This is a genomic window from Stenotrophomonas sp. TWI273, assembly GCF_039674765.1.
In the GTDB taxonomy this organism is placed as follows: domain Bacteria; phylum Pseudomonadota; class Gammaproteobacteria; order Xanthomonadales; family Xanthomonadaceae; genus Stenotrophomonas.
The window spans coordinates 209,397-231,814 of the sequence record NZ_JBDJOA010000002.1; the positions used below are offsets into that span (position 1 = coordinate 209,397).

24 protein-coding genes are annotated in these 22,418 nt (G+C 66.8%); 13 read left to right on the forward strand and 11 right to left on the reverse strand.

All coding sequences use genetic code 11. The features are described 5' to 3' along the window. The first annotated feature begins 72 nt into the window (after window positions 1-72). The 5 genes from ABE571_RS03335 to ABE571_RS03355 all read left to right on the forward strand — a co-directional run bounded on the left by ABE571_RS03335 (window position 73) and on the right by ABE571_RS03355 (window position 5,285). Complete coding sequence (locus tag ABE571_RS03335; RefSeq protein WP_346493179.1) at window positions 73-711, forward strand: NAD-dependent dehydratase; 639 nt, start codon at window positions 73-75, stop codon at window positions 709-711. A 71-nt stretch (window positions 712-782) separates the two neighbouring features. Further along, window positions 783-1,661 carry a tryptophan 2,3-dioxygenase family protein gene (locus ABE571_RS03340; RefSeq protein WP_346493180.1) on the forward strand — a complete coding sequence of 293 codons (879 nt, stop codon included), beginning with the start codon at window positions 783-785 and terminating at the stop codon, window positions 1,659-1,661. Between the two features lie 243 nt (window positions 1,662-1,904). Next, window positions 1,905-3,407: a peptide MFS transporter gene (locus ABE571_RS03345; RefSeq protein WP_121040656.1), complete on the forward strand. Its 1,503-nt coding sequence runs from the start codon at window positions 1,905-1,907 to the stop codon at window positions 3,405-3,407. A gap of 8 nt (window positions 3,408-3,415) precedes the next feature. Beyond that, the gene (locus ABE571_RS03350; RefSeq protein ID WP_313219417.1) at window positions 3,416-4,024 is read left to right on the forward strand and encodes a thioredoxin family protein; all 609 of its coding nucleotides are present in this window, start codon (window positions 3,416-3,418) and stop codon (window positions 4,022-4,024) included. A 118-nt stretch (window positions 4,025-4,142) separates the two neighbouring features. Beyond that, a complete protein-coding gene (locus ABE571_RS03355; protein WP_346493181.1) occupies window positions 4,143-5,285 on the forward strand; it encodes a hypothetical protein in 1,143 nt (380 codons plus the stop codon). 24 nt (window positions 5,286-5,309) lie between these two features. Here ABE571_RS03355 and ABE571_RS03360 read toward each other — a convergent pair whose 3' ends face one another. Further along, a complete protein-coding gene (locus tag ABE571_RS03360) occupies window positions 5,310-5,798 on the reverse strand; it encodes a MarR family winged helix-turn-helix transcriptional regulator (protein WP_088433561.1) in 489 nt (162 codons plus the stop codon). Between the two features lie 127 nt (window positions 5,799-5,925). Between ABE571_RS03360 and hppD the strand changes: the two genes are divergently transcribed. After that, on the forward strand, window positions 5,926-7,041 hold the full coding sequence (hppD, locus tag ABE571_RS03365; protein WP_313211049.1) for a 4-hydroxyphenylpyruvate dioxygenase: 1,116 nt from the start codon (window positions 5,926-5,928) through the stop codon (window positions 7,039-7,041). Between the two features lie 106 nt (window positions 7,042-7,147). Beyond that, window positions 7,148-8,449 (forward strand): homogentisate 1,2-dioxygenase, encoded by a 1,302-nt coding sequence (hmgA, locus tag ABE571_RS03370; protein ID WP_346493182.1) that lies wholly within the window; start codon window positions 7,148-7,150, stop codon window positions 8,447-8,449. A 7-nt stretch (window positions 8,450-8,456) separates the two neighbouring features. Here the strand turns inward: hmgA and ABE571_RS03375 are convergent, their stop codons facing one another. Next, window positions 8,457-8,981, reverse strand: coding sequence for a hypothetical protein (locus ABE571_RS03375; RefSeq protein WP_346493183.1), 525 nt, complete (start codon window positions 8,979-8,981; stop codon window positions 8,457-8,459). A 130-nt stretch (window positions 8,982-9,111) separates the two neighbouring features. On the opposite strand from ABE571_RS03375, the gene ABE571_RS03380 reads away from it, so the two are divergent. After that, complete coding sequence (locus ABE571_RS03380; protein ID WP_346493184.1) at window positions 9,112-9,720, forward strand: hypothetical protein; 609 nt, start codon at window positions 9,112-9,114, stop codon at window positions 9,718-9,720. A gap of 100 nt (window positions 9,721-9,820) precedes the next feature. After that, window positions 9,821-10,777, forward strand: a complete 957-nt coding sequence (locus ABE571_RS03385) for a sodium:calcium antiporter (RefSeq protein ID WP_346464443.1) — start codon at window positions 9,821-9,823, stop codon at window positions 10,775-10,777. Window positions 10,778-10,852: 75 nt separating this feature from the next. On the opposite strand, the gene ABE571_RS03390 is transcribed toward ABE571_RS03385, so the two are convergent. The 8 genes from ABE571_RS03390 to ABE571_RS03425 form a co-directional block, all read right to left on the reverse strand. After that, complete coding sequence (locus ABE571_RS03390; protein ID WP_123729953.1) at window positions 10,853-11,266, reverse strand: Na+/H+ antiporter subunit G; 414 nt, start codon at window positions 11,264-11,266, stop codon at window positions 10,853-10,855. Further along, on the reverse strand, window positions 11,263-11,547 hold the full coding sequence (locus ABE571_RS03395; protein ID WP_070472350.1) for a K+/H+ antiporter subunit F: 285 nt from the start codon (window positions 11,545-11,547) through the stop codon (window positions 11,263-11,265). The genes ABE571_RS03390 and ABE571_RS03395 overlap by 4 nt, the downstream gene beginning before the upstream one ends. Further along, entirely contained in the window at window positions 11,544-12,050 is a 507-nt protein-coding gene (locus ABE571_RS03400) for a Na+/H+ antiporter subunit E (protein WP_313211054.1), read from the reverse strand. Before ABE571_RS03400 ends, ABE571_RS03395 begins: the two co-directional genes overlap by 4 nt. After that, window positions 12,047-13,582, reverse strand: coding sequence for a monovalent cation/H+ antiporter subunit D (locus ABE571_RS03405; protein ID WP_123729955.1), 1,536 nt, complete (start codon window positions 13,580-13,582; stop codon window positions 12,047-12,049). Before ABE571_RS03405 ends, ABE571_RS03400 begins: the two co-directional genes overlap by 4 nt. Continuing rightward, a complete protein-coding gene (locus tag ABE571_RS03410) occupies window positions 13,579-13,962 on the reverse strand; it encodes a Na+/H+ antiporter subunit C (protein WP_019185295.1) in 384 nt (127 codons plus the stop codon). The genes ABE571_RS03405 and ABE571_RS03410 overlap by 4 nt, the downstream gene beginning before the upstream one ends. Next, complete coding sequence (locus tag ABE571_RS03415; protein ID WP_313211055.1) at window positions 13,962-16,790, reverse strand: monovalent cation/H+ antiporter subunit A; 2,829 nt, start codon at window positions 16,788-16,790, stop codon at window positions 13,962-13,964. The genes ABE571_RS03410 and ABE571_RS03415 overlap by 1 nt, the downstream gene beginning before the upstream one ends. A gap of 359 nt (window positions 16,791-17,149) precedes the next feature. Further along, window positions 17,150-17,632 carry an Mpo1-like protein gene (locus ABE571_RS03420; RefSeq protein WP_121040632.1) on the reverse strand — a complete coding sequence of 161 codons (483 nt, stop codon included), beginning with the start codon at window positions 17,630-17,632 and terminating at the stop codon, window positions 17,150-17,152. Between the two features lie 179 nt (window positions 17,633-17,811). After that, window positions 17,812-18,738, reverse strand: a complete 927-nt coding sequence (locus ABE571_RS03425; RefSeq protein WP_019185298.1) for a phosphoribosylaminoimidazolesuccinocarboxamide synthase — start codon at window positions 18,736-18,738, stop codon at window positions 17,812-17,814. 143 nt (window positions 18,739-18,881) lie between these two features. On the opposite strand from ABE571_RS03425, the gene ABE571_RS03430 reads away from it, so the two are divergent. The 4 genes from ABE571_RS03430 to yegS all read left to right on the forward strand — a co-directional run bounded on the left by ABE571_RS03430 (window position 18,882) and on the right by yegS (window position 21,630). Further along, window positions 18,882-19,211 (forward strand): DnaJ domain-containing protein, encoded by a 330-nt coding sequence (locus ABE571_RS03430; protein ID WP_123730837.1) that lies wholly within the window; start codon window positions 18,882-18,884, stop codon window positions 19,209-19,211. Window positions 19,212-19,253: 42 nt separating this feature from the next. Continuing rightward, complete coding sequence (gene rpe / locus ABE571_RS03435; protein ID WP_070426117.1) at window positions 19,254-19,931, forward strand: ribulose-phosphate 3-epimerase; 678 nt, start codon at window positions 19,254-19,256, stop codon at window positions 19,929-19,931. Between the two features lie 12 nt (window positions 19,932-19,943). Continuing rightward, on the forward strand, window positions 19,944-20,426 hold the full coding sequence (locus tag ABE571_RS03440; protein WP_313211079.1) for a GNAT family N-acetyltransferase: 483 nt from the start codon (window positions 19,944-19,946) through the stop codon (window positions 20,424-20,426). A gap of 271 nt (window positions 20,427-20,697) precedes the next feature. Beyond that, entirely contained in the window at window positions 20,698-21,630 is a 933-nt protein-coding gene (yegS, locus tag ABE571_RS03445) for a lipid kinase YegS (protein WP_346493185.1), read from the forward strand. Window positions 21,631-21,696: 66 nt separating this feature from the next. On the opposite strand, the gene ABE571_RS03450 is transcribed toward yegS, so the two are convergent. Next, complete coding sequence (locus ABE571_RS03450) at window positions 21,697-22,413, reverse strand: hypothetical protein (RefSeq protein ID WP_346493186.1); 717 nt, start codon at window positions 22,411-22,413, stop codon at window positions 21,697-21,699. Window positions 22,414-22,418: the final 5 nt, after the last annotated feature.

The window sequence follows — 22,418 nt, forward strand, 5'->3', positions numbered from 1 at the left end:
GGCGCAGTGCGGCCGGCCTTGAACCGGTCATGCATGGCAGGATGGTAAGCACGGCGACGGCAGGAGAGTGCGATGAAGGTGATGCTGGTGGGGGCGACCGGGCTGGTCGGTGGTCATGTGCTGCGGCAACTGCTGGACGACCCGCGCTGCGATGCGGTGGTCGCTCCGACCCGCCGCCCGCTGGACACCACGGATGCGGCGCTGCTCAATCCGGTGGTGGACTTCGCGCAGCTGCCGGCCGAGGCCGACTGGTGGGCGGTGGATGCCGTGATCTGCGCGCTCGGTACCACGATCAAACAGGCCGGCAGCAAGGAGGCGTTCGCGCGGGTCGACCATGATTTTCCGCTGGCCGTGGCACAGCGGGCACGCGCCCGCGGCGCGCATGCCTTCGCGTTGAACTCGGCGATGGGCGCCGACCCCGGCGCGCGGATTTTCTACAACCAGGTCAAAGGCCGGCTGGAGCAGGACCTGCGGGGATTGGGCTACCCCTCCCTGACCCTGGTCCGCCCCGGGCTGATCGGGGGCGAGCGTGCCGAGCGGCGCACCGGCGAGCATCTGGCCAGCGTGGTGCTGGGTGTGCTCGGTCCGGTCCTGCCGCGCGCCTGGCGGATCAATCCGGCCGAGACCATCGCCGCCGCGCTGGTCGAGGCGGCGTTGGTGCCGACGCCTGGCGTCAGGATCGTGGGCTCGGCCGATCTGGTGGCGCGCTGAGCCGCTGACGGCCGGATGCGCGGCCCCCCGGCCACTGCGCTACCCTTTCTGCCCCTCAAGCGGTCCCTGCCATGTCCGTCGACAAGAACCAACGCGATCTCGAAGCTGGTATCCACACCGATCTGGAGGGGCGGCTGACCTACGGCGGCTACCTGCGCCTGGATCAGCTGCTGTCGGCCCAGCAGCCGCTGTCCAGCCCGCCGCACCATGACGAAATGCTGTTCATCATCCAGCACCAGACTTCGGAGCTGTGGCTGAAGCTGCTGGCGCACGAGCTGCGCGCGGCGATCGGGTTCCTGCAGCGCGACGAGGTCTGGCAGTGCCGCAAGGTGCTGGCGCGCAGCAAGCAGGTGCTGCGCCAGCTCACCGAGCAGTGGTCGGTGCTGGAGACGCTGACCCCCTCCGAATACATGGGCTTCCGCGATGTGCTGGGCCCGTCCTCGGGCTTCCAGTCGCTGCAGTACCGCTACATCGAGTTCCTGCTGGGCAACAAGAACGCGCAGATGCTGCAGGTGTTCTCGCACGACCCGGCCGGCCAGGCCCAGCTGCAGGAAGTGCTTGATGCCCCCAGCCTGTACGAGGAGTTCCTGCGCTACCTGGCCCGCTTCGGCCATCCGGTCCCGGCCGGCTATCAGGGGCGCGATTGGCAGCAGCCGCACGTGGCCGACGATGCCCTGCACCCGGTGTTCGAGCGGATCTACCAGAACACCGACCGCTTCTGGCGCGAATACGCGCTGTGCGAGGACCTGGTCGATCTGGAGACGGCCTTCCAGCTGTGGCGGTTCCGCCACATGCGCACCGTGATGCGGGTGATCGGCTTCAAGCGCGGTACCGGCGGCTCCAGCGGGGTCGGCTTCCTGCGCCAGGCGCTGGAACTGACCTTCTTCCCGGAGCTGTTCCAGGTGCGCACCACGATCCGCAACGACGACCCGATGCCGCCGGACGCCTGATCCGGCATCGACCGCAATAAGCCTATTCATATTTACCTGCCCCATCCGCCGTACGGTGCGGCAGGCCCCGCCGTTGCTGCGCTGCCGGGTTTTGCCCGGAAGTTGCAGATGCAAGTTCAGCGACCATGCTGCCAGCGGTCCACATCAGCGTGTATTTGACGTGAACGTGGTTGGTCTGGGATTCTCCCGCGCTGCTTTCGCACATCGGACGTGCATGTCTTCCACCGAACCCAGGAATCCCGCATGAGCGTAGACGCCGCCGCGAAATCCGTTCCCGATCCGGCGCTGCCGGAGTTCAAGACCACGCTGGGCCATCCGCGCCCGTTGTGGATGCTGTTCATGACCGAATTCTGGGAACGCTTTGCGTTCTACGGCATCCGTTGGGCCCTGGTGCTGTACATCGTCGCGCAGTTCTTCGACGGTGATTCGGCCGGCCAGGCCGCCGCCAGCCGGACCTACGGTGCCTATCTGGCGCTGGTGTACGCCGCCGCCATCTTCGGTGGCTACGTCGCCGATCGCGTGCTGGGCTACCAGCGTTCCATCCTGACCGGCGCGGTGATCATGGCCGCCGGCCTGTTCATGGTCGCCATGCCCAACAAGGAAATCTTCGAACTGGGCCTGGCCACGATCATCATCGGCAACGGCCTGTTCAAGCCCAACATCTCCACCATGGTCGGCAAGCTGTACGGCCTGAAGGATGAGCGCCGCGATTCGGGCTTCACCATCTTCTACATGGGCATCAACATCGGCGCAATGATCGCCCCGGTGCTGACCCAGTACCTGGCCGAACGCGTGTTCGGCACCCAGGCGATGCCGTCCTACAAGATGGTCTTCATCGCCTCGGGCATCGGCATGCTGATCAGCCTGGCCTGGTTCTACGTTGGCCGTGCCGGCCTCAAGGGCATCGGCGCCCCGCCGGCCGGTGCAGAGGGCTATGGCCGCATCGTGATGGTGTTCATCGGTGCGATCGTGGCGATCCCGATCGCGTTCTTCCTGCTCTCCACCGGCGCCACCGCGCTGGCCTGGATCCTGGGCGCGATGTTCATCGCGCTGGCGATCCTGCTGCTGGTCGAAGGCATCCGTGAAGGCAAGGTCCAGCGCGACCGCGTGATCGCGATGCTGATCATCTTCACCTTCAACGTGATGTTCTGGATGTTCTTCGAACAGGCCGGCAGCTCGTTCACCTTCCTGGCCGACAACATCGTCAACCGCAACCTGGGCGGCTGGGAATTCCCGACCGCCTGGTTCCAGTCGGTCAACTCGGTGGCGATCATCACGCTGGCCCCGATCATTGCCTGGATCTGGATCAAGCTGGGCCGCGCCAACCCGTCGATCCCGCGCAAGTTCGGCCTGGGCCTGCTGTTCAACGGTGCGGCCTTCGCGCTGCTGATGGTGGCCCTGTCGAGCATGGTCGTGGACGGCAAGATTCCGTTCTGGACGCTGTTCATGGTCTACGTGATCCAGTCCGTCGGTGAGCTGTGCCTGTCGCCGATCGGCCTGTCGATGGTGACCAAGCTGGCCCCGGTGCGCCTGGTCGGCTTCGGCATGGGCGGCTGGTTCCTGTCCACCGGCATCGGCAACAACATGTCGGGCATCTTCGCCGGCGTGGTCAGCGGCGAAGGCGGCATGACCGTGGAATCGGCGCTGAAGGGCTACACGTTCGGCTTCTGGGCGTTGATCATCTCCGGCGTGGTCCTGTTCCTGGTCGCACCGCTGATCAACAAGCTGATGCACGGCGTCAAGTGAGGAAGGCGATGCGCATGAAAGCCGTGGCAATGTCGATGATCGTGGCCGGCCTGCTGGCCGCCTGTTCGCCGTCGTCGGCGCCTACCGCAGCGCCTGCGCAGCCGCTGGATACCTCCGAGCAGAAGGCCCCGGTCGCCGATCCCGGCGAACCGGTGGCCTCGGGCAACACCCCGGCCGCGGCGGACATCGCCGCGATCGCGGCGCTCAATGCCCAGTTCGATCCGGCCCGCGATCCGGTCGCCGATCTGGCCACGGCCAAGGTCGAGGCCCAGCGCGGCGGCAAGCGGATCATCGTGGATGTGGGCGGCGAGTGGTGCCCGTGGTGCCATCTGATGGACGGTTTCATCGAAGGGGATGCGGAGATCCGCCGCTTCCGCGATGCGAACTACGTCTGGATGAAGGTCAACTACAGCGAAGAAAACGAGAACGCGGCGTTCCTGTCGCAGTTCCCGGCAGTGAAGGGCTACCCGCACCTGTTCGTGCTCGATGCCGACGGCACGCTGCTGCATTCGCAGTTCACCGGTGAGCTGGAAGCGGACAAGGGGCAGAAGAAGGGCTACGACCGTGGCCGCTTCTTCGCCTTCATGAAGCAATGGGCGCCACCCAAGGCGTCGTGATCGAAAAAGCCGCGGATTCCGCGGCTTTTTTTTGCGCTCAATTTCCGCGCCACCCGGCCGCTACCCCCAAGGACCTCATGCCGCGCTGTTCGTGGCGGACAACCGACGGAATCGACGCATGCAGCCGGGCACCAGCGACAGCACCACCGATGTTTCCCTTGATGCGCCGGCCGGCGTGAGCCTGCCGCCGGTCGACGTGCTGCTGGATGACCACACCGCGCCGGATGCGCTCGATGGCGACGGCCAGGCCCCGGCGCCCGGCGCGATCCGCTACCGCCTGCCGATGGTCTCCGTGCCCGACAACGTACTGCTCAAGGCGGCCGTGCAGAAACTGGTGGAGCAGAAGGCGCAGCTGGACACGCTGGCACGCCAGGGCAGCCTGCCCGGCCTGATCCCGGCCGAGTGGCAGGGCGGCGGCCTGCGCGGCGTGGACCTGCAGGGCTTCGTGCTGAGCGTGGTGCCGTTCCTGCAGAACGCCAGCAAGGACGAAACCGCCCCGGCGCGCCTGCCGCTCAAGCATGTGCTGGGCGACGCCGGGCGCTGGGACCAGCACGACGTCGCCGAACCCAAATCGCTGGCGTTCTTCCTGGCCAGCGATGACCGCGCCACCGCCGGCACGAAGGATCCGGCCGAGGTGTATCTGGTCGGCGCGCTCGGCCTGGCCTGGGCGCACGAGGGCCGTACCCGCCCGGGCTTCCTGCGTGAGATGGGCTACGACAGCATGGCCGCGCGCGTGCACCTGCTGCCGTATCCGGCGGCGGCGCAGCTGGCGCTGTACAGCGTGACCGCGCATGGCGTGACGCAGATCTGGTGTGTGCTGGACCGTCGCAAGGTGCGTCCGTTGCTGGCGCCCTGGATCAGCCTGCCGCTGCTGACTGCCTACGGAGTCAACGCCCCGCAGACCTGGCCGACCAGCTTCCCGGCGGTTGAAGAGGTGGCCGCGATGCTGGCTGCCGCGCGTGGCGGCAAGGGGCCGGTCGAAGCGGACCTGGGCAAGGTGGCCGCGAAGGTTGCCCAGGACGCCTCCGGCGAAACCTGGATGCCGGTCAGTCTGCTCCAGGTCGGCACGTGGTCACCGCGCTGGCGCTACTTCATGGCGACCTTCATCGGCCTGCCATCGCTGCTGCTGGTGGTCGCCGCGCTGGCCCTGCCGGGTGCGATCGAAGCGGCCGCCGTGGCCGCCTCGCTGGGATTTGCCGGCGGTGCCATCGGCGCGCTGGCCGCACCGTGGGTACATGCGCGGCGCAAGCACCTGAGCTGAGCGGCAACGACCAACGGTCGTTGCCTACTCGTCCATCCGCTGCAGGCCTTCCCCGGCCAGGCGCAGGATCAGCGTCTCCAGCATCTGTTCTTCGTCCTCGCTGAGCACGGACATCAGCTTGCGGGTGATGTCGATCACCAGCGGCGCGATGGTCTCGTACACCTCGAATCCGGCGGCCGACAGCGCCAGCACCGAGCGGCGGCGGTCATCGCCATGGGTTTCACGCTTGATGAAGCCCCGTTCGAGCAGTCTGGCCACGGCGCGGCTGACCGCGACCTTGTCCATCGCGGTGCGATCGGACACCTCGCTGGCCGACGAGCCCGGGTACAGCGCCAGGACCGTGATCACCCGCCACTCGGGGATCGCCAGGCCATAACGGTCCCCGTACAGCTTGGCGATGTTGCCGCTGACGCGGTTGGACAGAACGCTCAGCCGGTAGGGCAGGAACTGCTCCAGATCGAGCAGGGCGTGCGATGCGCGGATGCTGTGACTGCTGGGATCGGGCGGGCTCATGCTGCGGTGCACCTTGATGGTGGTTTCATGTGAAACTATAACCTACGTTCCGGACTCCGCATTCTCGCGGGTCTGCCTTCCTACCGCACCTGGTTTTTTCCGATGCGGATTGCTTTGGAGCCACAGCATGACCAGCCAAACGAGCACCGCGTCCTTCGCACCCGATCCGGGCATGCAGGTCACCACCTTCGAAAACCCGATGGGCATCGATGGTTTCGAGTTCGTCGAGTTCGCCGCCCCGGCCGGCCGTGGCGCGGAACTGCACGACTATTTCCGCAAGATGGGCTTCACCGCGGTGCTGCGCCACAAGCAGCGTGCGATCACGGTCTATCGCCAGGGCGACGTGAACTTCCTGGTCAATGAAGAGCCGGACTCGTTCGCCTCGGACTTCGCCGAGAAGCACGGTCCGTGCGCCTGCGGTTTCGCCATCCGCTTCAAGAAGCCGGGCGATGAGGTCTACCAGATGGCCCTGGGCAACGGTGCCGAACCGATCGACTTCAAGCCTGACACCCGCGCCGTCGCCGCCCCGATCATCAAGGGCATCGGCGACTGCATGCTGTACCTGGTGGACCGTTACGGCGCCAACGGCAGCATGTTCGATACCGATTACGCGCCGATCGACGGCGTGGACCCGCGCCCGAAGGGCTTCGGGCTGACCTTCATCGATCACCTGACCCACAATCTGTATTTCGGCAACATGCAGCAGTGGTCGGATTACTACGAGCGCCTGTTCAACTTCCGCGAGATCCGCTACTTCGACATCAAGGGCCTCAAGACCGGCCTGGTGTCCAAGGCGATGACCGCCCCGGACGGCATCGTGCGCATCCCGCTCAACGAATCCTCCGATCCGAAGAGCCAGATCAACGAATACCTCGACGCCTACAAGGGCGAGGGCATCCAGCACATCGCCTGCTTCACCGAGAACATCTACGACACCGTGGAAGCGATGCGCGCCCAGGGCGTGGAGTTCCTGGACACGCCGGACACGTATTTCGATGTGATCGACATGCGCGTGCCCAACCACGGTGAAGACGTGGCCCGGCTGGCGAAGAACAAGATCCTGATCGATGCCGACCCGGAGACCAAACAGCGCAAACTGCTGCAGATCTTCACCACCAACTGCATCGGCCCGATCTTCTTCGAGATCATCCAGCGCAAGGGCAACGAAGGCTTCGGCGAAGGCAACTTCACCGCGCTGTTCGAAAGCATCGAGCGCGACCAGATGAAGCGCGGCGTGCTGTAAGGCACTCGGCCGCCACCCGCGTTACGCTTCAACGGTGGCATCCGCGCCCGCGCGGGTGCCACCGGCTGTCTTCCCTTGCCATCCACGCCTCCGGCGGAGCAGGACCATGAACAACCCGATGTCATCGCGCGGCTACCAGAGCGGTTTCGGCAATGAGTTCGCCACCGAGGCGGTGCCGGGTGCACTGCCGGTGGGGCAGAACTCCCCGCAGCGTGTCGCGCATGGTCTGTATGCCGAACAGCTGTCCGGCACCGCGTTCACCGCGCCGCGCGGCAGCAATCGCCGCAGCTGGGTGTACCGCATCCGCCCCGCGGTGACCCACGGCGAATTCACCCCCTTTATCCAGCCGCACCTGCACGGAGACGTCGCGCAGGGCCCGGTCTCGCCCAACCAGTTGCGCTGGGATCCGTTGCCGCTGCCCAGCACGCCCACCGATTTCATCGAGGGGCTGTACACCATGGGCGGCAACGGCTCGCCCGACGCCCACGCTGGCGTGGGCATCCACCTGTACGCCGCCAACCGCGACATGCAGGGCCGCTATTTCTACAACGCCGATGGCGAGCTGCTGATCGTCCCGCAGCTGGGCCGCCTGCGCCTGCTCACCGAAATGGGCGTGATCGAGATCGAGCCGCAGCAGATCGCGGTGATCCCGCGCGGTGTGCGCTTCCGTGTCGAACTGCCTGACGGCGACGCACGTGGCTACGTCTGCGAGAACTTCGGCGCGCTGCTGAAGCTGCCCGACCTGGGCCCGATCGGGTCCAATGGCCTGGCCAATCCGCGCGACTTCGAAACGCCCCATGCAGCGTTCGAGAATATCGACGGCGCGTTCGAACTGATTGCCAAATTCGAGGGCCAGCTGTGGCGTGCGGATATCGATCACTCGCCGCTGGACGTGGTCGCCTGGCACGGCAACTACGCGCCTTACCGCTACGATCTGCGCCGCTTCAACACGATCGGCTCGATCAGCCACGATCATCCCGATCCCTCGATCTTTCTCGTGCTGCATTCGCCCAGCGACACGCCGGGGACGAGCAACATGGACTTCGCGATCTTCCCGCCGCGCTGGCTGGTCGCGCAGAACACGTTCCGCCCGCCATGGTTCCACCGCAACATCGCCAGCGAATTCATGGGCCTGATCCACGGCGCCTACGATGCGAAGGCCGAAGGTTTCGTGCCCGGCGGTGCCTCGCTGCACAACTGCATGAGCGGCCACGGCCCGGATGCGGCGACCTTCGAGAAGGCCTCCGCCGCCGACCTGAGCAGGCCGGACGTGATCAAGGACACCATGGCCTTCATGTTCGAAACCCGCGGCGTGATCCGCCCCACCGCCCAGGCGATGGACGCGACGCACCGCCAGCGCGGGTACCAGCGCTGCTGGCAGGGATTGAAGGCGAATTTCTCGGGCTGACGCAGGCTCAAACCAGCGCGATCTGGAAGCGCTCGGCATGCTCCTTCGGCAGCACCTCCAGCAACCGCTGCCGCACCCGCTCGGCGTAGCCGGTGGAGGTCAGGCCCGGCAGCGCATCCAGTGCGGCCTGCAGCGCGGCCATGACCGTCTCGTCGCTGCGCGATTGCTGCAGGGTGTGGAACAGCGCTGCCGCCTGCGGATGACGCTGCAGTTCCAGGATGTCTAGCAGATAGATGCGGGCGGCGACCAGCGAGCGGCGGCGTTCGGTCACCGGCGCCGCTGTCTGCATCACGCCCGGCGCGGGGGCGGCGGGCGCGACAATGGCCGCCTCCGCGACCGCACTGGACACCAGATACCCGCTCTGGATCAGCTGGATCACCATCGCCGGGGTTTCCGGGCCCACCAGCTGGCCCAGCTGGACCAGGTCACGCTGGCCGTCGCACAGGATCAACAGCCGGCGCTGGCGCATGTCCAGGGGCGCGCGGTGGGCCTGCAAAGCGGTGCGGGCGAGGTCGGTCTTCTGCGGTTGCATGGGGGCGGGGTCGATGCGGTGCAGGCCGAGCCTGAACGCGGCAGGTGAAACGCGGATGACAGCGACACTGTGCATGCCGCCCACACGGCGCTCGCGCTAGGCTGCGCCCATTCACCGGGAGGATGCAGGCATGAGACAGCTGGGAAGCGTGATGGCAGTGGGGATGGTGCTGGCCTTGGCCGCGTGCGAGCGCACGCCGGAGACGCCGTCGGCCGATGCCGAGGCGGCCGTGCCTGCACCGGCGGCGGACACCGCGCCGGCAGCGCCTGCCACGTCGGCCCCGGGCACGGTGACGCAGGGTCCTGCACGCCTGGATGGCTACGGCCCGGTGGCGCTGGGCAGCACCTTGGACGAGGTCCGGGCGGCCTGGAAGACACCCCTGCAGGGCGACGTCGCTGACGACTACTGCCATGCGCTGCGGCCGGAAGGCGCGCAGGCCGAGGACGTGATCTTCATGATCGAAGGCAAGCGTCTGGTCCGGTACGACGTGCGCAACGACCGCATCGTCGCCCCCGGTGGCGGCAAGGTCGGCATGTCGCTCGGCCAGCTGCAGACGCTGTACCCGGATCGCGGCGACCTGACCCCACACAAGTACGACGAGCACGGCCACAACCTGCGCGTGCGCCCGGCGACCGAGGGCGGCGCGCTGGTCAACTTCGAGATCAACGGCGATGGCAATGTGACCGCATGGCGGGTCGGCAAGACCCCGCAGGTCGATTACGTGGAAGGCTGCTCCTGAGCCATCGGCACCGCGCCGGCCACAGGGCCGGGGCGGGCCTTCACTGTTTGGCGTGGGCTGGCCCTAGAATCGGCCCACATCTGTCACCGGGGAGCACCAGATGATTGCTGCCACTGTTTGGTTCGTGCTGGGCCTGGTGCTGTTGGCACTGGGCGGCGACGCCATCGTCCGGGCCGCCTCGGGTCTGGCCCAGCGCTTCGGCGCGTCGCCGTTCGTGGCCGGGCTGCTGCTGGTGGCCTTCGGCACCTCGCTGCCGGAGCTGGTGGTCAACGCCCGTGCCTTCGTGGTCGGCGCGGAAGAACTCGCGCTCGGCAACGCGGTGGGCAGCAACATCGTCAACGTCGGCCTGACCCTGGGCCTGGCGGCGCTTGCTGCGCCGCTGCTGGTCCGTGCGCGCCTGCTGTCACCGTTGCTGGTCTGCCTGGCCGCCGCCAGTGCGCTGCTGATCCTGTTCGGCCTGGATGGCGTGATCGCACGCTGGGAAGGGGCCGTGCTGCTGCTCGCCTTTGTCGGCCTGCTGGTGTTCCTGCTGCGCCGCGCGCGGCTGGAAGTCGAGCCGGTGCGTGAGGGCATCGCCGGCTACGCCATGACCCGCACGGGACTGTTCCTCAACCTCCTGCGGCTGCTGTTCGCGGCGGTGTGCCTGTATTTCGGCGCGCGCTGGATCGTGCAGGCCGCGCCGGTGTTTGGCGCCGGGCTGGGCTGGTCACCGTTGCTGGTCGGCCTGCTGCCGGTGGCGATCGGCACCGCCTTGCCCGAAGTGGCGGCGGCCATTGCCGCCGCCCGGCGTGGCCAGGGCGACATGGTGCTGGGCCATGTGATCGGCTCGAGCCTGTTCAACCTGCTGGTGGTGGTCGGCGGCATGGCCGCATTGCGTCCGCTGGCGCTGCCCGAATCGTTCGTGAAACTGGAGCTGCCGGCGGCGATCGCCTTCGTGCTGGTGCTCTACCCGATGCTGCGCGGTGATCTGACGATCAGCCGGCGTGAGGGCGCGGTGCTGGTGGTGGCCTTCGTCGGCTGGATCGCGCTGGAGCTGGCGCTGGTCTGGGGCGGCTGACCGTCGAAATGCGTAGAGCCGACCGTTGGTCGGCTGCCGTCTGCCACGCTGCATGCAGCCGACCAACGGTCGGCTCTACTGGCTGTCCCGGGAAACCGGTGCCTCGGCACCCTCGGTGTCGCCCGGATGGCGCGGCTCCGGCGGTGGCAGCTGTTCTTCCTTGGCGGTCTTGTGGCCCGGCAGGTCCGGCCGGGTTTCCATCAGCAGCGACAACGCGGCCTTGGCCATCATGTGCGCACTGATCGGTGCGGTGATGAACAGGAACACGGTGATCAGCAGTTCGCGCGGCTGCGGGTCTTCGCCGAGGAAGATGTGGTAACAGACCGAGCCGACCAGCACGCAGCCCACGCCCAGCGTGCTGGCCTTGGTCGGGGCGTGCAGGCGCTTGAAGAAGGTGGAGAGCTTCACCAGGCCGAGCGCGCCGACCAGGATGAAGAAGCAGCCGAACAGCAGCAGGATCGACAGCACGATCTGGATGAAGGTGATCATTCGACGATGTCCCGGCGCAGCACGAACTTGCTCAGCACCACCGTGCTGCCGAAGCCGAGCATGGCGATGATCAGCGCCGCTTCGAAGTACACCGCCGAGTTGAGGTACATGCCGAACAACATGAGTTCAGCGATGGCCGTCACCGACAAGGTGTCCAGCGCAAGGATGCGATCGGGCACGGTGGGGCCGCGCAGCAGGCGCCAGGTGGCCAGCAGCATGGCCAGGCCGACCACGTGCATGCACACCACCATCGTGGTCTGGATGAACATGTATCCGGTCATGGGAAGATCTCCATCAGCGGGGCTTCGTAGCGGGATTTGATCTGCCGGATCAGCGCATCCGGATCATCCAGATGCAGCACGTGCACCAGCAGATACCTGCGGTCATCGGACAAGGCCGCCGACACCGTGCCCGGGGTCAACGTGATCATGCTGGTCAACGCGGCGATGCCGTGGATGTTGGCGATATCCAGCGGCAGCCAGATGAAGCCGGGGTGGATGCGGCGCTCCGGCCCCAGCACCTGGATCGCGACCCGTATGTTGGAGATCAGGATGTCCCACAGGGTCACGAACAACAGCTTGGGGAGGGGCTTGAGCGAGCCGATCCGCGCGAACTCGCGGTCCAGCCGGGCGGCGAACAGCGGCACCACCACGCCCAGGATCATGCCGAGCACGAACTGGCCCAGGGTGAAGCTGTCGGACATCAACAGCCAGAACGCCACCACCATCACGCTCAGCGAGGGCGAGGGCAGGATGCGCTTGTACAGGGAAGGCTTGCCGGTCATGGCTGGCGGATCTCCGGCGTTGTGGCGCGCAGTTCACCCACGTAGTCCTGGGGCTGCAGCAGCTGGGTGGCCATCGCATCGGTGTGCTGCATCAGCGGGCCGGCGAACACGCTCATCGCGATGCCATAGCTGAGCAGCAGCGCGGCGGCGAACAATTCCACGGTGCGCGTCGGTGCCTTGCGCGGCTTGGGTGCGCCTTCTTCGACCACCGGCACGCGCCAGAACAGGCGGATGCCGCCGCGGGTCAGGCCGACGATGACCATCAGGCTGCTGCCCAGCACGGCGGCCCACACCGCCCAGGTGTACTGCGCCGGCATCCCGGCCAGCAGCGCAGCCTTGGCCAGGAAGCCGGACAGCGGCGGCAGGCCCGCGACCGACACCGCACCGATCAGGAACAGCACCGCAGGCGTTTCCTTGCCCGGCATCGGCGCGATGACTTCCTTGCGATCGCTGGCACCGCCGCGGCGGCGGCGGATCAGATCGGCAATGAGGAACAGCGCGGCGGCCACGAAGGTGCTGTGCGGCAGGTAGTAGAGGCCGGCCGAGAGCACTTCGGGCGTACGCACCGAGAAGGCGATGAACAGCGTCGCCGCCGAGACCACCACCAGGTAGGAGATCAGCACGCGCAGGCGTGCCGCAGCGAGCACGCCCAGGCCGCCCAGCACGAGGGTGGCCACACCGGCCCAGAGCAGCCACTGGCTGCCGTAGCCGGCCATCGGTCCGGCACCCTCGCCGAACCACAGCGTGCTGACCCGCAACACCGCGTACAGGCCGACCTTGGTCATGATCGCGAACAGCGCCGCCACCGCCGCCGGCGCACGCGCATACGCTTCGGGCAGCCACAGATACAGCGGCATCAGCGCGGCCTTGCTGCAGAACACCAGCAGCAACAGCCCCATGGTCGCCTTGACCAGGGTCAGGTGCGAGGCCGGCACTTCAGCGATGCGCTGGGACAGTTCGGCCATGTTGAGCGAGCCCAGCGAGGCGTACAGCAGGCCGAGTGCGATCAGGAACAGGGTCGAGGCGGTGACGTTGAACACCACGTAGTGCAGGCCGATGCGCATGCGCAGGCCGCGCCCGCCGCTGAGCAGCAGGCCATAGGAGGCGATCAGCATCACCTCGAAGAACACGAACAGATTGAAGATATCGCCGGTCAGGAACGCGCCGTTGAGGCCGACCAGCTGGAACTGGAACAACGCATGGAAGTGCGGCGCGCGCCGGTCCCAGCCCGAGCAGGCGTGCAGCAGGCAGGGGATGGCCAGCAGCAGCGTGGTCACCAGCATCCATGCCGAGAGGCGGTCGGCCACCAGCGCGATGCCCAGGCGCGAGGGCCAGTCACCCAGCAGGTACACCGCGATGCTGCCGTCAGCGGTCTGCGCGAACAGCAGCGCGACGGCCGCGGCGAGCGCGGTCAGCGTGGTCCACGCCACCGTGCGCTGCACCTTCGGCCCGTAGCGGCGATGCTCGACGAACAGCGAGCAGGCCGCGCCGAACAGTGGAATCAGGATGGGCAGGATCACCGCATGATTCATGCGCCGCCCTCCCGGCCCGGCGCGGTATCGGCAGGCAGCTCTTCTTCTTCGTGCGCGTCCACGTGGTCGCTGTGGTTGTCGCTGCGGCTGCGCATCGCCAGCACGATGCTGACTGCCGTCATCGCGAAGGCGATCACGATGGCGGTCAACACCAGCGCCTGCGGCAGCGGATCGGTGTAGTTGCCCAGGTCGCTGTCGATGCCCTCACGCAGCACCGGTGCCTTGCCCTGCACCAGCCGGCCGCCGGCAAAGATCAGCAGGTTGGTCGCATACGACAGGAAGGTCATGCCGAGGATCACATCGAAGCTGCGCGCGCGCAGCAACAGGTAGATGCCGATCGCGCTCAGTACGCCGATGGCGCTTGCCAGAGCCAGTTCCATCAGTGCATCTCCCCGGTTTTTGCCGAACGGCGGTTGGGATCGATTTCGCCTTTACGGGCATTGCGGGTGCGCGAGGGCTTGATCGTGCCCATCATCGAGAGCATCAGCATCACGCCGCCGAACACCACCAGGTACACGCCGGTATCGAAGCCGATCGCACTGGCCAGCGGTACCTCGCCGATCAGCGGAATGTGCAGGTCCAGATGGCCGCTGGTCAGGAACGGCACGCCGAACAGCATCGACGCGCAGCCACTGAGGATGGCGATCAGCAGACCGGCACCGATGCAGCGGATGTAATCGAAGCCGAAGCGCGATTCCACCGAGGTGGTGCCCTGGATGACGTACTGGATCAGCAGCGGCACGGCCAGCACCAGGCCGGCGATGAAGCCGCCGCCGGGCGCGTTGTGGCCGCGCAGGAACAGGAAGATCGAGACGGTCAGGGTGAGCGGGAACATGATCTGGGCCAGATCGGCCGGCACCGGCAGCTTGATCGGCGGGCCGGGCATGATCTGTTCCGGCGCCATCCGCGAGCGGCGCAGCATGGCGTGCACCACCAGCGCGGCGATGCCGAACACGGTGATCTCACCGAAGGTATCAAAGCCACGGAAGTCGACCAGGATCACGTTGACCACGTTCTGCCCATACGCCTCCGGCAGCGCACGCGCCAGCAGCTCGCCGGCCATTGTGTTCGGCGGCAACGTCATGGCGGTGTAGGCCATCGCGGCCAGGCCGCCGCCGGCGACGATCGCGATCACCGCATCGCGCCGCTTGCGCCAGACCGACTTCTCCGGGGGCGACTGGATCGGCAGGTAGTTCATGCCCAGCAGCATCAGCACCAGGGTGACCATCTCCACCAGCAGCTGGGTCAGGGCCAGATCGGGCGCGGAGAGGAACACGAAGGTCAGCGAGACCATCAGGCCGACACCGCCGACCACCAGCACCGCCAGCAGGCGCTGCCGGTAGACGAACAGTGCGCCCAGCGCGCAGGCCATCATCACCAGCCACAGCGCCCAGCCCAGCAGTGGGATCGGCTGCGGCGAGGGCCAGTTGGGCGACGCCGGATTGGCCACGAACGGTGCGGCGGCGACGATGATCGCCACCACCACCAGCGCCATCAGCATGCGCTGCAGGCTGCCGTTGGCCAGGCCCTGGGTGAGCCGGTGGGCGAAGCCGAACACCAGGTCCAGCTGCTTGTGGAACAGGTTGCGGCCGATGCTGCGGCTGACCACCGCATGCAGGTTGATCAGGCGGCGCAGCCCGAAGTACAGCGCGATACCGCCAATGACGCCGGCGATGCTCATCATCAACGGGGTGTTGAAGCCATGCCAGACCGAGAGGCTGTAGGCCGGCATCGCCGCGCCGAGGATCGAGGAGGCGGCCGCGTGCAGCACCGGGGCGATGGTGATCGCCGGGGCGACGCCGACGGCCACGCAGACCACGACCAGGATCTCGACGGGCACCTTCATGAAGCGCGGCGGCTCATGCGGGACGCGGTCCAGATCATGCGGGCCTTTGCCGAAGAAGGTGTCGTGCACGAAGCGCAGGCTGTAGGCCACGCCGAACACGCCGGCCAGCAGTGCGGCGATCGACATCACCACGCGCATGGTTTCCGGACCGCCCGCGGTCAGCGCTTCGGCGAACAGCATTTCCTTGGACAGGAAGCCGTTGAGCAGCGGAATACCGGCCATCGCCAGCGAGGCGATGATCGCCAGCGCGCTGGTGATCGGCATCAACCGCCGCAGGCCGCCCAGCTTGCGCATGTCACGGGTGCCGGTCTCGTGGTCGATGATGCCCGCAGCCATGAACAGCGACGCCTTGAAGGTGGCGTGGTTGAGGATGTGGAACACGCCGGCCACCACCGCCATCGGTGTGGACAGGCCGAACAGCATGGTGATCAGGCCCAGATGGGAGATCGTCGAATAGGCCAGCAGGCCTTTGAGGTCATGCTGGAAGATCGCGTTCCAGGCGCCGATCAGCAGCGTGATCGCCCCGATGCCGCTGACCGTATAGAAGAACAGATCGGTGCCGGCCAGCGCCGGGTGCAACCGGGCCAGCAGGAACACGCCGGCTTTGACCATCGTCGCCGAATGCAGGTAGGCCGAGACCGGGGTCGGCGCGGCCATCGCGTGCGGCAGCCAGAAGTGGAACGGGAACTGGGCGCTCTTGGTGAAGATGCCGGCCAGGACCAGGAACAGGGCATACGGGTACAGCGAACTGGCGCGGATCAGATCGCCCGCGGCGAGTACGGCATCCAGTTCGAAGCTGCCCACGATGCGACCGATCAGCAGCACGCCGCCGAGCAGGGCCAGACCGCCGCCGCCGGTGACCACCAAGGCCATCCGGGCCCCCTCCCGGGCATCCTGGCGATGCGACCAGAAGCCGATCAGCAGGAACGAGCTGATGCTGGTCATTTCCCAGAACACCATCAACAGCAACAGGTTGCCCGAGAGCACCATGCCCAGCATGGCGCCCATGAACAGCAGCAGGTAGCAGTAGAAGCGGTGGGCGCTGTCGCGGGCACTGAGGTAGTAGTGGGCGTACATCACCACCAGTGCACCGATCGCCAGCACCATGCCGGCGAACATCCAGGCCAGGCCATCCAGGCGCAGTGAGAAGGCCAGGCCGATCTGCGGTATCCACTCCCCATAACTGCGGACGATCCCGCCGTCCATGATGGCCGGGGTCATCGTCGCCAACAGCGCCAGTCCTCCCAGCGGAGCGGCCGCGGCTACCCAGGCGGCCGTGGAGCGGGAGGTGCGGCGGAATGAAGCGACGGCCACTGCCATCAGGAAGGGCAGGGCGAGCAGCAGGAGCAGACTAGGATTCATGCAGGGAATGCGGGATTCACGAGCAGGTCGTTCAGTCTAACAGGCAGGCAATTGCTGCCGATACACCCGAATACGCCCTCAATTGCATGTAACGTGCGCTGATTCATTTTTTCAGGGCGGCGCGTGGCCCCATTCGGGCGCGTCGGCCGCCGTATGGAGACCCGCTGGCGACTTTGCCGAGTGTGGCCTCCCGGCGCCCGTCGAATCGGGTCGGGAACCAGTCGTCACAGGGGCTGCGGGACCGCGTGGGCGTGCACGAAGATGAACGGTGACCGTCGCTCGAAAGGCCACTGCGGACGATGCTGGACGGTCCGGCGTGGAGTGCCGGTGAGCGTCCTCGCTCGTTCAGGAAAAACCGGTCAGTAGCGCCAGTCCATCCGGCGGTAGAGCTTGGCCAGGACCCACAGCGGGCCGATCAGCAGGTAGACCAGATCGGTCAGGAAGCTCGGCTTGCGGCCTTCATGCTTGTGGCCGATGAACTGCGCGACCCAGGCCACGGCGAAGACACCCAGGGCCAGCCAGAACAGGTTGACCAGGCCGATCTCGGCTTCCAGCAGCCGGCAGACGCAGCCGCTGACGAAGAAGAACGCCAGCATGCCGTAGCCCAGCGTGCGCGAGAGGCGGTTATAGAAGCACCAGGCGGCGAACATCGCCAGGCCGGCCCAGATCCCGTTCTGGAACCAGGTGATCAGCGGCGGCAGGCACCACAGCAGGGCAATCACCGACCACGCGATCGCCGGGACGGCCACGACGTGGATGCGCTGGTTCAGCGCATTGCGGTGATCGTCGGAATAACTGGCGAAATAGCGGTCGATCGGGCGTGCGACGGTGGTGGTGGCCATGTTCCCTCCCAGGATCTGCAGAGCATACCGCCCGTAGAGCCGACCGTTGGTCGGCTTGCTCTCACCCAGACGATACCCCTCGTGCTGCACGCGATAGGCCACCAACGTCCGCGGCAGTCGACCAGCGGTCGACTCTACGGCCGGGACCCCCGGCCATCACGGCCGGGGGCGCAGGCGAATCAGTCGACCGAGATACCGGCCAGGCGCTGCAGCGCCTCGGCGTACTTGGCCCGGGTGCGCTCGATGATCTCGGCCGGGATGCTCGGGCCCGGGGCGGTCTTGCCCCAGTCCAGCGTTTCCAGGTAATCGCGGACGAACTGCTTGTCGTAGCTCGGCGGGCTGGTGCCCACCTCGTACTCGTCAGCCGGCCAGTAGCGCGAGGAATCCGGGGTCAGCATCTCGTCCATGATGTACAGACGGCCATCGGCATCGGTACCGAACTCGAACTTGGTGTCGGCCAGAATGATGCCGCGCTCGCGGGCGTAATCGGCGGCGAAGGCATAGATGCGCAGGGTGGCGTCGCGCACGCGCTCGGCCAGGTCCGCACCGACCGCCTTCACCATCGCATCGAAATCGATGTTCTCGTCGTGGTCGCCGACGGCGGCCTTGGTCGAGGGGGTGAAGATCGGTTCGGGCAGCTGTTCGGCCTGGCGCAGGCCGTCGGGCAGCTCGATGCCGCTGATCTTGCCGGTGCGCTGGTAGTCCTTCCAGCCGCTGCCGATCAGGTAGCCGCGGGCGATCGCCTCGACCGGAACCGGCTTGAGCTTGCGGGTGACCACGGCGCGCTTGGCGTACAGGGCCGGATCGACACCCTCGGGCAGCACACTGGCGACATCGATGCCGGTCAGGTGGTTGGGCATCAGGTGCGCGGTCTTGGCGAACCAGAAGTTGGAGACCTGGCAGAGCATCTCGCCCTTGCCGGGGATCGGATCGGGGAGCACCACGTCGAAGGCTGACAGACGGTCGGTTGCGACCATCAGCAGGTAGTCCCCCGGCGGAGTGCCGGCGGGGAGCCGGTCGCGCGGAATGTCGAAAACATCACGCACCTTGCCGCGATGGCGCAAGGGCAGGCCGGGGAGATCGGATTGCAACAACGTGGTCGGCACGGGCACTCCTGAGGCTTCGTCATGACAGCTGTCCAGGGGACCCGGAGGGCCCGCACAGACAGCGGGCGGCCTAGTGTAAAGCGGGTTGGGCCCGCTGTGACGTAAAATGAGGATCCTTTGTCGCCTTGGCTGCCCAGACCACCATGCGCTGGTACGGAAAACTGCTCGGATTCATCGCCGGCGCCTTGTTGTTCAGGCCCAATCCGCTGTTCGGTGCCGTGGTCGGGCTGTTGCTGGGGCATGCCTTCGATGCCGACTGGTTCCGGCTGAACAGGGAAAACCCCTACCGCGAGCTGGGGCTGACCTCCGAGGCGACCGATGCCGAGATCGACCTGGCCTACCGCCGGCTGATGTCCCAGTACCACCCGGACAAGGTGGTCGGCGCGGCGCCGGAGCTGCGCCAGCAGGCCGAGCGCAAGTCGCGCCAGCTCAATGCCGCCTACGACCGCATCAAGACCCTGCGCAAGCGCTGAGTCCGCGCGGCGCCCCCTTTCCACCTCCCGAAGGCCCCGGCCATGTCCAACTGCATCATTGCCCCCTCCATCCTGTCCGCCGATTTCGCCCGCCTGGGTGAGGAAGTGGACAACGTGCTCGCGGCCGGCGCCGACTGGGTGCATTTCGATGTGATGGACAACCATTACGTGCCGAATCTGACCATCGGCCCGCTGGTCTGCCAGGCGCTGCGCAAGCACGGTGTGACCGCACCGATCGACGTGCATCTGATGGTGGAGCCGGTGGACCGGATCATTCCGGATTTCGCCGAGGCCGGCGCGACCTACATCAGCTTCCATCCGGAGGCGAGCCGCCACGTGCACCGCACGATCCAGCTGATCCGTTCGCTGGGCTGCAAGCCGGGCGTGGTGCTCAATCCGGCCACGCCGGTGGACATCCTGGACTGGGTGCTCGATGACCTGGACCTGGTGCTGGTGATGTCGGTCAATCCGGGTTTCGGCGGCCAGGCGTTCATTCCGTCGGCGCTGGACAAGGTGCGCGCGATCCGCAAGAAGATCGATGCCAGTGGCAAGGACATCCGCCTGGAGATCGACGGTGGGGTGAAGGCCGACAACATCGGGGCGATCGCCGCCGCCGGTGCCGATGCCTTCGTGGCCGGCTCGGCGATCTTCAATGCGAAGACCAGCTACCAGGACATCATCGCGCAGATGCGCGGCAACGTCGCCGCGGCGCGGGGCTGAGCCATGGAACCGGTGGCTGCCGTGACCATCCGCGTGGCCACCGCCGAGGATGCGGCGCTGATCCTGCGTTTCATCCGCGAGTTGGCGATCTACGAGAAGGCCGAGTCGTCGGTGCAGACCGACGAAGCGGGCATCCGGGCGAGCCTGTTCGGACCGGCGGCGAAGGCGCATGCGCTGATCTGCGAAGCCGATGGCGTGGCGATCGGGTATGCGGTGTATTTCTACAACTACTCGACGTGGCTGGGCCGCAACGGGATCTACCTGGAAGATCTGTACGTCAGCCCGGAGCGCCGCGGCAGCGGTGCCGGCAAGGCGCTGCTGCAGCACATCGCACGGATCGCGGTGGCCGAAGGCTGCGGCCGGTTCGAGTGGTCGGTGCTGGACTGGAATGCACCGGCGATCCAGTTCTACCAGGCCGCCGGTGCGAAGCCGCAAAGCGAGTGGACGGTGTACCGGATGGAAGGCGAGGCGTTGCGGACCTTCGCCGAAGGCTGAGCACCCGTAGAGCCGACCGTTGGTTGGCTGCCGCAGCCAACCCAGCCCGGTAGTGCCGGCCGTTGGTCGGCTGCGCTTCTGGCGGGTCAAAAAAAAGACCGCACCATTGCTGATGCGGCCCTGGGAATAGCGGGAGGCTGATCCTGCCTCCATCCATCTTCCTTGCTATGGCCTCCCATTCTCCGGGGGATCGGTGACGCTTTGATGACGTTCACCGGCGGCCACGCCGTCCGCTGCTAGCCTTCGCTTCCCCACTCCCTGGAAGTACCGCATGAGCCGTCCCCATTGGCGTTTGATCCTCAACGGCAAGGCCACCGGCAATGAGGATGTGCGCGAGGCGGTCGCGGCGCTGCGTGAGCGCGGCGTGCAGCTGGAGGTACGGGTGACCTGGGAATCGGGCGACGCCGAGCGCTATGTGGCCGAGGCGATCGCGCATGGGGTCGATACAATCATTGCGGCCGGCGGTGATGGCACCCTCAGTGAGGTGGCCGAGACACTGGCGCACCGGGAAGAGGCCGCCGATGCATTGCCGTCGCTGGGGCTGCTGCCGCTGGGCACGGCCAACGATTTCGCCACCGCGGCGGAGATTCCCGATGAACCGCTGGCGGCGCTGGAGCTGATGACGCACGCGCCCGCGCGCCCGGTCGATCTGCTGCGCATCGATGCCGATGGCAAAGTGTGGTGGTGCGCGAACGTGGCCAGTGGCGGCTTCGGCACCGAGGTCACGGTGGAGACCGATGAGGGCTTGAAGAAAGTGCTCGGCGGCCTGGCCTACCTGGTCACCGGGGTATCGCGGCTGGGCCGGATCGATCCGATCCAGGCGCGGGTCCGGGCGCCGGGGTTCGAGTGGGCCGGTGGTTTCATCGCGCTGGGCATCGGCAACGGCCGCCAGGCCGGCGGCGGGCAGGTACTGTGCCCGGAGGCTCTGATTGATGACGGTCTGCTCGATATCACGGTGATCCCCGAGCTGAGCGGGGAGGTCGCCTCGACCTTTGCCGCGTTGGTCAAGGGCGGCAAGCGCGGCGCGCTGGAGCAGGTGGCCGAACGTGTGCAGGCGCCGTGGGTGGAGATCGAGGCCGAGGTGCCGCTGACGCTCAATCTGGATGGCGAGCCGGTCCAGGCCCGCCATTTCCGCATCGACTGCGTGCCGGGGCGGGTGAACCTGCATGTGGCGCTGGACAGTCCGCTGCTGTCCAGGGCCTGAGTTCCGGCGCGGCTGCGGGGCCGTCCTGCATACGGCTGGCGCGTGGTGGCGCCTGCCGTGCCCGGCTCACTTCAACAGGCGATCCAACAACCTGCCGGCCGCGTTTTCAACCGTCTGATCCGCGCGCCCGCCGATACCAGTGGCGACGCCGCCCGACGTGACTGAGCGATCCTTGAAGGAAACGGGGAATGTCTGCAGCCGTCGCAGTCGTCCCTGGCCCAGGTTTTCGTACTGGCCGAAGCTGGCACTGATATCGAAGCGGCTGCCCGGGGTCTGCCCCTCGTTCATGGCGCGCTGCACGAGGAAGGTGACCGTGCTGGATCGGCCTGGCAGCAGGGTGAAGGTCGGGTCGACCCGGTTCGTGGTGGCGATCGGGATGCCCTTGATCGTGTCTTTGTCCTGCCCGCCGAAGAAGCGGTAGGTATAGCCGTGGCTGTCGGTCGCGTTGAAGGTGTCGTACTCATAATTCAACACCATCGGCTGCGACGACACATTGCGCAGTGTCATCGTCACCGTGATCTCTACCGAGCCGCGCGTGCGCTGTCCCGCCCGGATCGAATCCAGACGCGCTTCGATATCGCCAAATCGCTCCAGTGCGCCGGTGTCGTCGGGCGCCGGCACGCCGCAGCGTTGGTTCAACGCTTCCAGCTGGGCACGCAGCTGTGCGTTCTCACGACGGAGCGCGTCGGCGGATTGTGCGTGGGCAGGCACGGCCTGACCGGCCAGCAATGCTGCCGCGGCAGCGGCCGACAGCAGCGACTGCTTCAAGGTGATTCCGTTCATGTGCA

What these genes read in the sequence shown, in the direction of transcription:
- ABE571_RS03335 (WP_346493179.1), top strand. Translation starts at nt 73, where the DNA reads ATGAAGGTGATGCTGGTGGGGGCGACCGGGCTGGTCGGTGGTCATGTG.
- ABE571_RS03340 (WP_346493180.1), top strand. Translation starts at nt 783, where the DNA reads ATGTCCGTCGACAAGAACCAACGCGATCTCGAAGCTGGTATCCACACC.
- ABE571_RS03345 (WP_121040656.1), top strand. Translation starts at nt 1,905, where the DNA reads ATGAGCGTAGACGCCGCCGCGAAATCCGTTCCCGATCCGGCGCTGCCG.
- ABE571_RS03350 (WP_313219417.1), top strand. Translation starts at nt 3,416, where the DNA reads ATGCGCATGAAAGCCGTGGCAATGTCGATGATCGTGGCCGGCCTGCTG.
- ABE571_RS03355 (WP_346493181.1), top strand. Translation starts at nt 4,143, where the DNA reads ATGCAGCCGGGCACCAGCGACAGCACCACCGATGTTTCCCTTGATGCG.
- ABE571_RS03360 (WP_088433561.1), bottom strand. Translation starts at nt 5,798, where the DNA reads ATGAGCCCGCCCGATCCCAGCAGTCACAGCATCCGCGCATCGCACGCC.
- hppD (WP_313211049.1), top strand. Translation starts at nt 5,926, where the DNA reads ATGACCAGCCAAACGAGCACCGCGTCCTTCGCACCCGATCCGGGCATG.
- hmgA (WP_346493182.1), top strand. Translation starts at nt 7,148, where the DNA reads ATGAACAACCCGATGTCATCGCGCGGCTACCAGAGCGGTTTCGGCAAT.
- ABE571_RS03375 (WP_346493183.1), bottom strand. Translation starts at nt 8,981, where the DNA reads ATGCAACCGCAGAAGACCGACCTCGCCCGCACCGCTTTGCAGGCCCAC.
- ABE571_RS03380 (WP_346493184.1), top strand. Translation starts at nt 9,112, where the DNA reads ATGAGACAGCTGGGAAGCGTGATGGCAGTGGGGATGGTGCTGGCCTTG.
- ABE571_RS03385 (WP_346464443.1), top strand. Translation starts at nt 9,821, where the DNA reads ATGATTGCTGCCACTGTTTGGTTCGTGCTGGGCCTGGTGCTGTTGGCA.
- ABE571_RS03390 (WP_123729953.1), bottom strand. Translation starts at nt 11,266, where the DNA reads ATGATCACCTTCATCCAGATCGTGCTGTCGATCCTGCTGCTGTTCGGC.
- ABE571_RS03395 (WP_070472350.1), bottom strand. Translation starts at nt 11,547, where the DNA reads ATGACCGGATACATGTTCATCCAGACCACGATGGTGGTGTGCATGCAC.
- ABE571_RS03400 (WP_313211054.1), bottom strand. Translation starts at nt 12,050, where the DNA reads ATGACCGGCAAGCCTTCCCTGTACAAGCGCATCCTGCCCTCGCCCTCG.
- ABE571_RS03405 (WP_123729955.1), bottom strand. Translation starts at nt 13,582, where the DNA reads ATGAATCATGCGGTGATCCTGCCCATCCTGATTCCACTGTTCGGCGCG.
- ABE571_RS03410 (WP_019185295.1), bottom strand. Translation starts at nt 13,962, where the DNA reads ATGGAACTGGCTCTGGCAAGCGCCATCGGCGTACTGAGCGCGATCGGC.
- ABE571_RS03415 (WP_313211055.1), bottom strand. Translation starts at nt 16,790, where the DNA reads ATGAATCCTAGTCTGCTCCTGCTGCTCGCCCTGCCCTTCCTGATGGCA.
- ABE571_RS03420 (WP_121040632.1), bottom strand. Translation starts at nt 17,632, where the DNA reads ATGGCCACCACCACCGTCGCACGCCCGATCGACCGCTATTTCGCCAGT.
- ABE571_RS03430 (WP_123730837.1), top strand. Translation starts at nt 18,882, where the DNA reads ATGCGCTGGTACGGAAAACTGCTCGGATTCATCGCCGGCGCCTTGTTG.
- rpe (WP_070426117.1), top strand. Translation starts at nt 19,254, where the DNA reads ATGTCCAACTGCATCATTGCCCCCTCCATCCTGTCCGCCGATTTCGCC.
- yegS (WP_346493185.1), top strand. Translation starts at nt 20,698, where the DNA reads ATGAGCCGTCCCCATTGGCGTTTGATCCTCAACGGCAAGGCCACCGGC.
- ABE571_RS03450 (WP_346493186.1), bottom strand. Translation starts at nt 22,413, where the DNA reads ATGAACGGAATCACCTTGAAGCAGTCGCTGCTGTCGGCCGCTGCCGCG.